Annotated in this window: 8 protein-coding genes; 4 read left to right on the plus strand and 4 right to left on the minus strand. The window is 42.4% G+C overall.

The features are described from left to right. Positions 1 to 86: 86 nt before the first annotated feature. From hrpA to ISG33_RS05940, 3 genes are all read right to left on the minus strand, one after another. Entirely contained in the window at positions 87 to 3995 is a 3909-nt protein-coding gene (gene hrpA, locus ISG33_RS05930) for an ATP-dependent RNA helicase HrpA (protein ID WP_195732577.1), read from the minus strand. A 183-nt stretch (positions 3996 to 4178) separates the two neighbouring features. Continuing rightward, positions 4179 to 5225 (minus strand): isoaspartyl peptidase/L-asparaginase family protein, encoded by a 1047-nt coding sequence (locus ISG33_RS05935; RefSeq protein ID WP_195732578.1) that lies wholly within the window; start codon positions 5223 to 5225, stop codon positions 4179 to 4181. 231 nt (positions 5226 to 5456) lie between these two features. Further along, a complete protein-coding gene (locus ISG33_RS05940; RefSeq protein WP_195732579.1) occupies positions 5457 to 5711 on the minus strand; it encodes a hypothetical protein in 255 nt (84 codons plus the stop codon). 455 nt (positions 5712 to 6166) lie between these two features. On the opposite strand from ISG33_RS05940, the gene sbcB reads away from it, so the two are divergent. Beyond that, entirely contained in the window at positions 6167 to 7684 is a 1518-nt protein-coding gene (gene sbcB, locus ISG33_RS05945; protein WP_195732580.1) for an exodeoxyribonuclease I, read from the plus strand. Positions 7685 to 7764: 80 nt separating this feature from the next. Further along, positions 7765 to 9411, plus strand: coding sequence for a flagellar assembly protein A (locus tag ISG33_RS05950; RefSeq protein ID WP_229333461.1), 1647 nt, complete (start codon positions 7765 to 7767; stop codon positions 9409 to 9411). Between the two features lie 76 nt (positions 9412 to 9487). Here the strand turns inward: ISG33_RS05950 and ISG33_RS05955 are convergent, their stop codons facing one another. Beyond that, positions 9488 to 10660 (minus strand): thiolase family protein, encoded by a 1173-nt coding sequence (locus ISG33_RS05955; RefSeq protein ID WP_195732581.1) that lies wholly within the window; start codon positions 10658 to 10660, stop codon positions 9488 to 9490. A 256-nt stretch (positions 10661 to 10916) separates the two neighbouring features. Between ISG33_RS05955 and ISG33_RS05960 the strand changes: the two genes are divergently transcribed. Beyond that, the gene (locus tag ISG33_RS05960) at positions 10917 to 11309 is read left to right on the plus strand and encodes a MerR family transcriptional regulator (RefSeq protein ID WP_195732582.1); all 393 of its coding nucleotides are present in this window, start codon (positions 10917 to 10919) and stop codon (positions 11307 to 11309) included. Further along, complete coding sequence (locus tag ISG33_RS05965) at positions 11309 to 12478, plus strand: isovaleryl-CoA dehydrogenase (protein WP_195733058.1); 1170 nt, start codon at positions 11309 to 11311, stop codon at positions 12476 to 12478. Before ISG33_RS05960 ends, ISG33_RS05965 begins: the two co-directional genes overlap by 1 nt. The last annotated feature ends 20 nt before the right edge of the window (positions 12479 to 12498 follow it).

The following is a 12498-nucleotide window of genomic DNA, read 5'->3' on the forward strand; positions in this document are numbered from 1 at the left end:
TTGCAAACCGAGTGAGAGCTACTTGTTGATTTTTACTCTCGCTTTATCCTTTATATTGCTCTGAGAATCAGATGTCAACTGCTAGGCTACAATTCTGACAAGTTATTAGCTATTCGTTTAAGAGATATTGGCCTATTTGTTCCCAATTGTTGGGCAAATAAAGACACCTTAAATTCCTCTATCATCCACTTGATCTCATGTAAGTCATCTGGATATTCACCTAGCTTTTTATATTTACTCTCCACTTCGTCAAAACGAGACTGCGCTTTGTCCACTTCAATTTGATTCATTCTATCGCGATTAGGATCTACTTTAAGTTTTTCGAAGCGTTGGCTAAGGGCTTGTACATACCGATTCCAATCGTCCAAGCGTGTATTTCCAAAATCAAAAACAAAACCTTTATACACAAGCCGATTTAACTGTGTCTTTATTGCAGCAATGTTGCTCAATAAGTTTACGGGAATATTCCCTTTGCATTGCTTCTGTATATGGTGAGCTGTCGTCATACCCTTTTCAATTTTAAACGCAATGTCGAGAGCTTGATCGTTAATGTTAGCTCGAACGAGCTCACATACGGCATTAAAATCATCCTTAGTACGAATAGTCCGTTTGTTGTCATTTTCATAGGCTCGCACTAATGCATCTATTGCTGCGAGAATAATATCATCGATCAACACCGACACCTGACCAAACGGTGTAAAATACAAGCTCAACTTGGCCTTATTAGGTAATTTTTGCTGCAAATACTTCACGGGCGATGGAACGGTATTTCTAACAAGTTGATAAACACCCAAACGATGTTGTTTCTCTGCTTCATCAGCATTGTCTAGCAACACAATGTCAACTTTGTTCTGACGCTTCTGCAGGGCTGGATAGGCTTTTATCTGGTAGCCAGCATGTTGCTGTTCAAAAGATCGTGGAAGCGCATCGAAATCCCAATTCGTTAAGTCTTGACGCTCCAGTTCGGGGCTTGCAACTTTCTCGATTGTTTCTTTTACTTTAGCTTTTAACTTATTTTGTAAAGCAAGTAAGTCTTTCCCGCTCTTTTGTACTTTTCCATTTTCATCAACAATGGAAAATGTCATTTGAAGATGATTGGGCAGTTCACTACTATTAAAGTCTTCTTCTGACAAACGAACACCGGTCATTTTGAATAACTTATCCGCCACTGCACTTATAATCGTTTGCGGTGCGCCATTGTTGTCGATAGGTTGAATCTCGGCTAAACAAGCGTCTGCGAAGTTTGGTGCTGGCACAAAGTTCCGCCTTAAACGCTTCGGCAAGCCTTTGATAATAGCAACGACAAGCTCATGCTGGAAACCAGGCACCAACCAGTCGAAACCAATATTGTTAACTTGATTCAATAAAGCCAAGGGAATATTCACATTCACACCGTCACTCGGGGAGTTCGGTTCAAAAACATAAGTCAAGGGAAGGCGCATATTGCCTTGCTTCCATTCGTCGGGGAAATCCCGTTGATTGATCGACGATGTATCTCTCTTTAGCAAAGAATCAAGGTCGACATCTAATAAACGAGGTTGTTTTTCTACGGTTATTCGCCACCACTTTTTGAAACTCACTTCATTGCATACATCCTCAGGAAGTTTTGTTGCATAGAATTCACATAAGTCATCTTCATCTGCTAATAAATCCCTGCGTCGTGACTTATGCTCTAAATCTTCGACCTGAGCAATCAAGCCTTGATTCTTTCTCAAAAATGCGTATTGCATTCTTGTATCGCCGTTTACTAATGCTTCCCTGATAAAGAGCTCTCTACACAGAGCTGTGTCAATCGAAGAATAATTCACTAGGCGCCGAGAGACTATAGGCAAACCATATAGATTTACCGTCATGTAAGCCATTACCGCGCCTTTGTTTTTACTCCAATGTGGCTCAGCAAATTGTTTATTTACGAGGTGGGTGGAAAGCTCTTCTAAACACTTAACATCAATTTTTGCTACTTGCCGAGCATATAGCTTTGACGTTTCAACTAATTCAGCCGCCATTAACCATTTCGGACTGGCTTTAAAAACACCAGAGCCAGGAAAAATATAGAAGCGAGTATTACGTGCTCCTAAATATTCTCTGTTCTTATCTTTCATGCCAACTTGAGATAACAATCCCGAGGCGATGCTAGTGTGAATATTCTCATATTTTGCATCGCCACTGTTGAGCCTGTAACCAACTTCTACGAGCGACTTTTTCATTTGACTGACAATGTCTTGCCATTCTCGCATTCGCAAGTAATGAATATAGTTTTGCTTGCACCACTTGCGTACTTGGCTGTTTGATAAATTTTGCTGTTGTTCTCCAAACACTTTCCATAGGTTCAACAAGGAAATAAAATCGGAATCAGCGTCAGCAAATGCCTGATGCTTTTCATCCGCCGCTTGTTTTTTGTCTTGAGGTCTTTCACGTGGGTCTTGAACACTTAAGCCAGCGGTGATGACCATAACTTCTTTGGCACAATCACGCTGCGCAGCCTCAATAACCATCTTGGCATATCGAGGGTCCACTGGAAGTCGAGCAATCTTCCGTCCCACTTGAGTTAACTTTATCTTCCCAGCTTGCCTGGTGATTGCCTGAATCTCCTCTAAAAGCTTCATACCATCATTAATATTTTTATCATCTGGCGGCTGAACAAAAGGAAACTCGCTCACATTACCAAGCCCTAAGGAAAGCATTTGCAAGATAACTGAAGACAAATGCGTTCTGACTATTTCAGGATCCGTAAACTCGGGTCTTGATAAAAAATCTTGCTCGGAATAAAGGCGAATACAAATACCATTTGAAACCCTTCCACATCGCCCGGCTCTCTGATTCGCAGAGGCCTGGGAAATAGCTTCAATTGGCAGACGCTGTACTTTGCTGCGGTAACTGTAGCGCGACATTCTGGCTAAGCCAGGGTCAATAACGTACTTGATTCCTGGCACAGTGAGCGAAGTCTCTGCCACGTTTGTTGCCAAGACGATACGCCTACCAGAGTGTGCTTGAAAAATTCGGTTTTGCTCTGATGCCGACAGACGAGCATACAGAGGCACAATTTCAGTATTCCTATAGTGTTGTTTTTGCAATATATCTTGGGTATCTCTAATATCTCTTTCGCCACTTAAAAAGACCAATATATCACCAGGCTTTTCGCGCATTAATTCATCTACGGCATGAACAATCGCCTCACTTTGGTCAGCAACATCGCCACTTGTTTCATTGAGGCCTTCACTCGCACTATTCGGTTCATGATAACGGATTTCCACAGGATAGGTGCGCCCACTCACCTGTATGATAGGAGCATTATCAAAATGCGAGGAAAAGCGTTCAGGGTCGATAGTTGCCGAAGTAATTATCAGTTTTAGATCTTTTCGTTTCGGCAATAACTGCTTGAAATAACCCAAAAGAAAATCAATATTGAGACTTCTTTCGTGAGCTTCATCAATGATGATTGTGTCGTACTGTTGTAGAAATCTATCTTGCTGAATTTCCGCTAGTAGAATTCCGTCGGTCATTAGTTTTACATGACTGGTTTTACTTACGTTATCTGAGAAACGGATTTTAAAACCAACCGACTCACCCAATTCGCACTCTAGTTCTTCAGCAATACGATTAGCGACACTTCGAGCTGCAAGACGCCTCGGTTGTGTGTGCCCGATAAATCCATCAACGCCCCGCCCTAACTCCAAACACATTTTGGGAATTTGTGTTGTTTTTCCTGAGCCCGTTTCGCCAGCAATTATCACCACCTGGTTATGTTCTATGGCTTGCTTTATATCCTCGCGTTTGTTGGATACAGGAAGATCGGGATAGCTAATTTTAGGAACACTATCGAGCCTATGTCGACGCTCTGTTTGTGACGCATCAATCTTATGAAGAAGTGTTTCAAATGCCGCAAGTTTCTCGTCACCGCCGGCCAGAGAGCTGATTTTTTGATATTGTTTGTGTAAATGGAAGCGGTCTTTAAGGAGACAACGTTCCAGAGCGTCATTTATTTTAAACTGCATAGGATTATATCGGTTTGTTTTGATTATTTTAGATGAATTACAACAGTGGCAGTGCTTACGCGAAAATAAGGCTATTTGACCAAATCTACTATAAAAAACCTTTTATCTGTTTCGTTGATGACCGCATTTTACAGCCACCAACAATCGATAACGTAATTTTTCGTTATAATAGCACTTTGTTTGCTAATCGTTGCCATAAATACCGATATAAACGTCACCTTTTGTGTCAATACTGGCTCGATACATGCCTTCAGTATTAAAGGGCATGGCAATATTTCCTTGAGCGTCGATAGCGATGACGCCGCCGGTCCCCCCTGCATCTTTCAATACGCCGTTTATCACTTTAGAAGCCGCATCTTCAATACTCAGTTGCTGATATTCAACGCGGGCACAAATGTCAGCGGCAACATTATAACGGATAAAGAATTCTCCGTGTCCTGTGCTAGATACCGCGCAGCTGTTGTTGTCGGCGAAAGTGCCTGCCCCGATAATAGGAGAATCGCCTACACGGCCATATCGCTTTGCCGTCATACCTCCCGTCGAAGTTCCTGCCACCAGATTTCCGTTTTTATCCAATACAACAACACCAACCGTGCCGTATTTATAATCGATGTTGTGTGGAGCGCTATAAAAAGCTTGTTCATCCTTGAGTATTTCTTTCTTAGCTTTCTTTAAGGCGTCTAGGCGACGCGAAGAATTAAAATAGCGATTATCAACTTTTTCTAAGCCCTTTGCGAATGCGAAGCTTTCCGCCCCCTCACCTGATAGTAGTACATGCACCGACTCCGTTCTAACGAGGTTTGCAGCAGCAATAGGACTTCTAATTGTTTTCACTCCAGCTACAGCACCTGCAGAACGATCCGCACCATGCATAATAGAAGCGTCGAGCTCATGTTCTTCATCAAAAGTATATACCGCACCCACTCCAGCGTTGAACAATACGGAATCTTCCATTAACTGAATAGCCTTAATGACCGCAACTGTGCCATCCTCACCACTCTTTAATACTTCATAACCTGCTTTCAATGCCTTTTCCAGAATTTCTCGGTATGCCGCCTCTTGAGCGGGTGACAAATTAGCTTTAGAAATTGTTCCTGCTCCGCCATGAATGGCGATGGCGATGTTATTGCTCGTCGTAGCTTGCTCGTCATCAGCCTTGACGAAGGGTGCAAAACTGAATACGTGGAGCATTATGAGTGTGCTAGCGAAAGTACTAAGAAAAGTGTGCATGTGTAAAACTCCCTATTTTTCTACACAGTACAAAGACTTATCGACCTTGTCTATAGCCAAGTCTTTTTGATTAATATTTAGGAGCGAGGCTAATGCGTGCGGCGCAAGCTAAAGTGCCAAGCTAAGTCTACTTATAGAGCTTCGTGTCATAGCGAGTAGAGGAGAAGCGCTGCTTTCACGTGAGTCATACGGTCACCCAACAACGTTGAAAAGAAGCGCTTCAATAGTGATTTATCGGCGAGATGCTATGGACTGCCATTTGTTTAGCTCTATTTGTGGTGCAACAGCCGACATAACTTGGCTCTTGAAGGCGTCGTAGCTAGAGAATTCAAACCCGTTCGTTCCATTAAGTTCGTTGTATATCAATCTTAATTTCCTCACCGAAAAAAACGGCAGAATGGTACTATCTAAAGATGGTTGAGTTGAGGATATTCCATCATCAAGGTGGCTATTAAAGTCACTATCCATTTTTATTACTTCACGCATGTTGGCTTCCTAATTAAAAATGACCGTCGCATATTAGCGTCACATTAGGTGAAAAACATATTCTAAGATCGAACAAAAATGTTTTTTTTATTCCAAAAAACTATTAGATATCTTGAAAGCCAGTCTGCATTTATCCTTTAGCGGCATTGACTATTTTAGTATATATTTCTTAGAGTATTTTATTCTCACAAATTACAAAAGTGATACAAAACAAAATAACTAAAGAAAACACTAAATTATGAAAACATCAACGAAAACATAAAGTTAAATCTATTGACTTATCTTAAACACTTCATTTCCCTAACATTTATTTACAAACACAACATGGCATTTTCAAACGAGAAACGAAAGCATCAATTCTTAGGCTGAAGTCAAAAAAACACAAAGATCAGCTTTAATGCTTGAATAAGTTTGATACCATCGGTACTAATCCATGACCCTGCTGTAAGATTTCAATGTCAACTGAATCACTGAAAGACAATTTTTCATCCTTTTTGGTTGATATAACCGCCAAAAATGAACTTCCTGTTAAATCTGACTACGTAGGTCCTACTCTGCTATTTCATGACTATGAAAGTTGGGGAGTTAACGCAAAATATGACTTTCCTAGCCAATTTGCAGCCATTAGAACTGATCTCGACCTAAACATTATTGAGAAACCTGTTAGTTTTTATTGTCAGATACCCAATGACTATATCCCAAACCCTATGGCTTGCTTGGTCACTGGCATTACACCTCAAAAAACCCTTAAAGATGGTTACAATGAAATCGTTTTCGCACAGAAAATAAATGAACTAATGACACGAAGCGACACCTGCGTTGTTGGATATAACAGTATACGCTACGACGATGAGGTGACTCGCAACCTTTTTTACCGAAACTTTTATGACCCATACGAACGAGAGTGGAAAAACGGAAATAGTCGCTGGGATATCATTGATTTGGTGAGAGCCTGCTACGCGCTGAGACCAGAGGGTATTACGTGGCCAAAGCATGAAAACGGACTACCGTCGTTTCGCTTGGAAGATCTCACAAAAGCCAATGATGTTCTTCACGAGAATGCCCACGATGCGATATCAGACGTTAAGGCAACAATAGCGATGGCCAAGCTTATAAAAGAGAAACAGCCAAAGCTTTATGACTTTTATTTTGGTTTGAGAAATAAAAACACAGTATTGAATCACATCGATATCGACGCCAAGCTTCCCTTCCTTCATATAAGTGGCATGCTCCCCTCTACGCAAGGCTGCTGCTCGTGGTTCCTGCCAATATGCCAACACCCTACTAATAAGAACGCTATCATTTGTATTGATCTCTCCCAAGATGCGAGTGTGCTAGCAGAACTTTCAAGTAAACAGCTAAATCAATTACTCTACACAGCAGTTGCTGAAATGAAACCAGGCCAACATCGCCCTCCGGTAAAATTAGTGCACATAAATAAGTGCCCCTTTGTTGCTCCGGCCAAAACACTTACCCCAGAACATGCTCATCGATTGGGTATAGATCGAGAACACTGTCTACAACAATTGAAAATGGTAACGGGTATTACAGGTCTTGCAGAAAAGCTCAGTGATATGTTTATCGAAAACGAACGTAGTAATGAGGGCTTAGATGTCGACGGTGCATTATATTCTAGAGCTTTTCCCTCGTCTGCCGATAAACAGTGGAAAGCAGAAGTAAGAACCAGTGTTCCAGAACAACTCATTGTTTGGCAGTCGAAAGCACCAAACGATGATTATGCCGAACAATTATTTAGGTTACGGGCACGAAACTATCCTGGGACGCTAGAGCAACATGAATTTGACCGCTGGCAGCAACATCGTAAAACGCGTTTTACTATGAACGCTAAAAAGCAGTGTCTCTCTGTAGAAGAATGCCAGCAAGAAATGGCGGAGTTGGCCGAACGCTTCGCCGATGAGCCCAAAAAATTGGCAGTATTATCTGCAGTGGCTCGCTACCTTGAAGAGCTATAGATCGATTAATATTGACTCGGGCAATATAGCCAATAAACTAAATTAACATGTATTTTTGACTTACACGCGGTAAACAATAAATGATGAAAGGTGTAACACTTTTAGCAAACAAAGGAGCTAAGCAGCTCTCAGCTACCGTCGACCCACTTCTTTTTGAAGGTGTGTTAGAGCCTGCTGCCCTTGAAAAATATGTGTTATCAACCGAACATAAGAGTTTCTTTATGTTACCTAACGCCATTGCTGCTCTGTGCGAGAAGGCCAACAAGGCCAAGTCGAGCGATAGCATGGAAGAGCAGACAGCAGTGATAGGTGAAGTCAGAGACGCAGCAATCTCCGTCTCTATTGCCGACGACCAAATGAGCGCAGAGCTAACCATCGAGTCACCTTGGGCGGGTAAGGTGCCTTCATATGAAGGCGTTTTAGCCCTCGTCAACCAACAAGGCGTAGTAAGAGGAATTAGTAAAAAGCGTATTATTTCATTGATAAACGAAGCTGAACAAGGGAGTTCTGGCTCAGAATTCAAGGATGTGATTGCGAAAGGTTTAGTTCCTCGAAACGGCAAAGACTCATACTTAAAACCTTTGGTACCAAATGCCTTGGAACGGATTCTGCAGCCTCAAGATGCAGGTGACAATAAGGTCGATATGCGGAATCTTGGCGATATTTTATGTGTGCCTGCAAAAACGCCGGTCGCTCGTAGACAAAACCCGGGAAATGGAAGAGATGGTTTCACTGTGACAGGCGCCCCCTTGTCGCCAGATCCAGGCCAATGGAAAGATATCAAACTGGGTGTGAACACCATAATAAGCCCAAATGACGAAAACCTAATTATCGCCAGCGTCACTGGGCAACCAAAGTTCGAAAACGATGTAATGAATGTCGACGATACTTTTCAAACAAAAGGTGTAAACGTAGGCACCGGCAACATCAATTATGACGGTGCCGTACTAGTGAATGGTGACGTTACGGAAAGCATGCAGATAATAGCTAAGGGCGATGTTACGATAAATGGTTTCGTTGAGTCGGCAGTGATTCGGGCTGGCGGTGATATTATCATCACTGAGGGTGCGATGGGCAAAATGAACGAAGAGGACTGTCAGTTGATAGCCAAAGGTTCTGTTTTTGTGCAGCACGGACAAGGGCTCAACATCGTTGCTGGAAAGTCACTCAATGTAAGGCGCCAGCTTGCTTATTCCCGTGTGCGCTGTAATGGCAAGGTCGTAATAGGTGATATCGATAAACCTAATGGCAATCTGTTTGCGAGTGAAATTCATTGTAGCTCTACCCTCATTGCGGGCACAGTAGGTGCAGTCTCTGGAAGCTCTTTAACAATCGACTTTTCTGAAGGCATTAACCTGCTAAATAATCGCTACGATGCTCTCCTAAGTGCCTTGAAACAGCTAAGAGAAAACAACTTCGACCATGAGGTGAAACTCAGAGAGTTACACTCACAGCATATTCCCAATGCAATGTTTAATCAGCTTGAAAAAATTGATTCCGCATTTGAATCCGAAAAACACTTGCTAAATTGGCTCGAGAACATTGAAGACGACATGAGAAAGGCGCGTGACGACTATGAAAAAAATGCAAAGGTTATCGCCAATAAAGAACTTTTTCACGGAGTATCTGTAAAAATGAACAAGCGGAATTGGCGTTCTGAAAAAGAATATAAGAAGTCTGTTATCGAATTGAAAGACGGTCGCTGGCAATACACACCGTTAGTATAAGTCTGGTAATTGAACGAATGTAGTGAGCAACTCTACATCCGTTCTTTATTTACAAAAAGTGCTTTTCAGTAAATTGTTACATCATCTCCAGCGCCAAGGCAGTGCCTTCACCGCCACCGATACAAAGCGCTGCTATGCCTTTTTTCTTACCTTGCTGCTTCAGAGCATGCAACAAGGTAACGACAATACGAGCGCCAGATGCTCCTATTGGGTGACCTAAAGCACAAGCGCCTCCTTTAATATTTACTTTTGCAGCATCAAGACCTAGTTTATTTATGGCAAGCATAGTTACCATCGCAAATGCTTCGTTTATTTCAAAAAGGTCAACCTCATCTTTAGACCAGCCAGAAGCATCAAGTACCTTCTCGATAGCGCCTACTGGAGCTATGGTGAAGTCTTCAGGCTTTATCGAGTTTGTTGCATGGGCAATAACCTTCGCTAATGGCGTCAAACCAAATTCCTTAGCTTTCGATTCACTCATGACCACTAGCGCTGCAGCGCCATCAGAAATTGAACTCGAATTGGCTGCCGTGACTGTCCCATCTTTTTTAAAAGCCGGACGTAAGCTAGGGATTTTTTCTGGTTTAGCATTTCCAGGCCCCTCATCTTTATCAACGCTGACTTCGCCCTTGCGGCTATTGAAGACAACCGGCACAATCTCATCATCAAAACTACCTAGTTCAATTGCTTGCGTCGCCCGCGATAATGATGTGAGGGCAAACTCATCCATCTGCTCACGGCTGATAGCTTCGCCATCCGCGGTATCTTGTGCAAAACACCCCATTGCTTTGCCATCATATGCATTCTCAAGACCATCCAGCATCATGTGGTCGAGCACTTCACCGTGCCCCATGCGATAACCAGCCCTGGCCTTCGGCAGTAAATATGGCGCACAGCTCATGCTTTCCATCCCACCAGCCACAACCACATTGGCTGAGCCAGCCTTGATTAGGTCGCTAGCTAACATGATTGCTTTCATACCAGAGCCACACACCTTGTTGATCGTTGTAGCTCCAGTATTAATGGGTAAGCCCGCACCTAATGAAGCTTGTCGTGCTGGTGCTTGGCCCAATCCAGCAGGTAACACACAACCCATAATAACTTCATCAATAGCATTGACATTAATATCGGCAGTGGCAGCTTTTATGGCTGTTGCTCCTAGATCAGTTGAACTTACAGATGACAAAGCTCCCATAAATCCACCCATCGGCGTTCGTTTTGCGCTAACGATAACAATTGATTCACTCATATTTACTGTCCTATATTCATAGTTCTACACCCTCAAAAAAGGGCTGATTGTTTTCTTTACGCTTCCTAAGAAGTCAAAGCAATAATAATTTGAATTTTGTTGATATATTGATAACTTTACTTTACCTTTACGTTAACCCGACTTTACGTAAACGTAAAGAGGAATTAATATTCATTTTTAAATTGTGAACATTTGTGATCTTTAGCCTCGCAAACTAACGGCTAAGCTTCACAAACCCAATCTAAGGCGACACAGCATGCCAGACCAGCAGTTTAGTATAGGCGAGCTATCGAAAGACTTCGATATCACAGCCCGCTCAATACGCTTTTATGAAGAACAAGGACTCCTTGTACCAGAAAGGCAGGGACAAAGTCGTATTTATCATCTCAAAGATAAAGTTCGTCTAAAGCTAATTTTGCGTGGCAAGCGCTTAGGTTTTTCACTCGCTGAAATTAAAACTCTTTTTGAACTTTACGACACTAACCCTAATAGTGCAGCTCAGCTTAAAACAATGTTAGAACTAACAGAGCAAAAAAGAGCAGTATTAAATCAGCAACTTAGTGATATTCAAATGCTTATGACTGAGCTCAACGATGTTGAAGCTCGTTGTAAGGAAGAACTACTAGACTTACAAAAAGGTGATAAATGATGAATGCGCCCTACCCAACGTTAAACTTCGGTCTTGGTGAAGAAATAGATATGTTGCGTGACCACGTATACAACTTTGCACAAACTGAAATCGCTCCGTTAGCCGAAAGCGCTGATGAACAGAATATGTTTCCAAATCAATTGTGGCCAAAATTAGGTGATATGGGCTTACTTGGGGTTACAGTGACTGAAGAGTTTGGCGGTTCAAACATGGGTTATCTAGCTCATACGGTTGCCATGGAAGAGATTTCAAGAGCAAGCGCTGGTATTGGTCTGAGCTATGGCGCTCATTCTAATCTTTGCGTAAATCAATTGGCGAAGAACGGCAGCCAAGCACAAAAAGAAAAATACCTGCCAAAATTAGTTTCCGGTGAATATATCGGCGCACTGGCGATGAGCGAACCTAATGCAGGATCGGATGTTGTAAGCATGAAGTTACGCGCTGAGAAAAAGGGTGATAAGTATATTTTAAATGGCAATAAAATGTGGATCACCAATGGTCCCGACGCCCATGTTTTTATCATATACGCTAAAACAGACATCCATGCAGGTTCTAAAGGCATAACTGCTTTCTTAGTCGAGAAAAACACGCCAGGATTCACTCAGGCTCAGAAGTTAGACAAGCTAGGCATGCGCTCATCCAATACTTGCGAGTTAGTCTTTCAAGACTGTGAAATACCAGCAGAAAACATTGTCGGCGTTGAAGGTGGCGGCGTAAAGGTACTAATGAGTGGTCTAGACTATGAACGTCTTGTGTTGTCAGGCGGTCCGCTCGGTATCATGCAAGCTTGCATGGATGTGGTGGTACCTTACATTCACGATAGAAAGCAATTTGGTCAATCCATCGGTGAGTTTCAATTAGTACAAGGTAAAGTAGCCGACATGTACACTCAAATGAATGCCGCAAGAGCATACGTGTACGCAGTGGCACGCTCATGTGATCGCGGAGAAACCACACGCAAAGACGCAGCAGGTGCTATTCTTTACAGCGCCGAACTTGCCACAAAAATGGCACTAGACGCTATTCAGTTGTTGGGTGGGAATGGGTACATTAACGAATATCCAACAGGTCGTCTTTTGCGAGATGCTAAGCTTTATGAGATTGGCGCGGGTACCAGCGAAATTAGAAGAATGCTGATTGGCCGAGAGTTATTTAACGAATCAGCTTAGATTATCTCCTTAACTACACA

It is taken from the genome of Marinibium conchae (assembly GCF_015595035.1).
Lineage (GTDB): Bacteria > Pseudomonadota > Gammaproteobacteria > Enterobacterales > Alteromonadaceae > Glaciecola.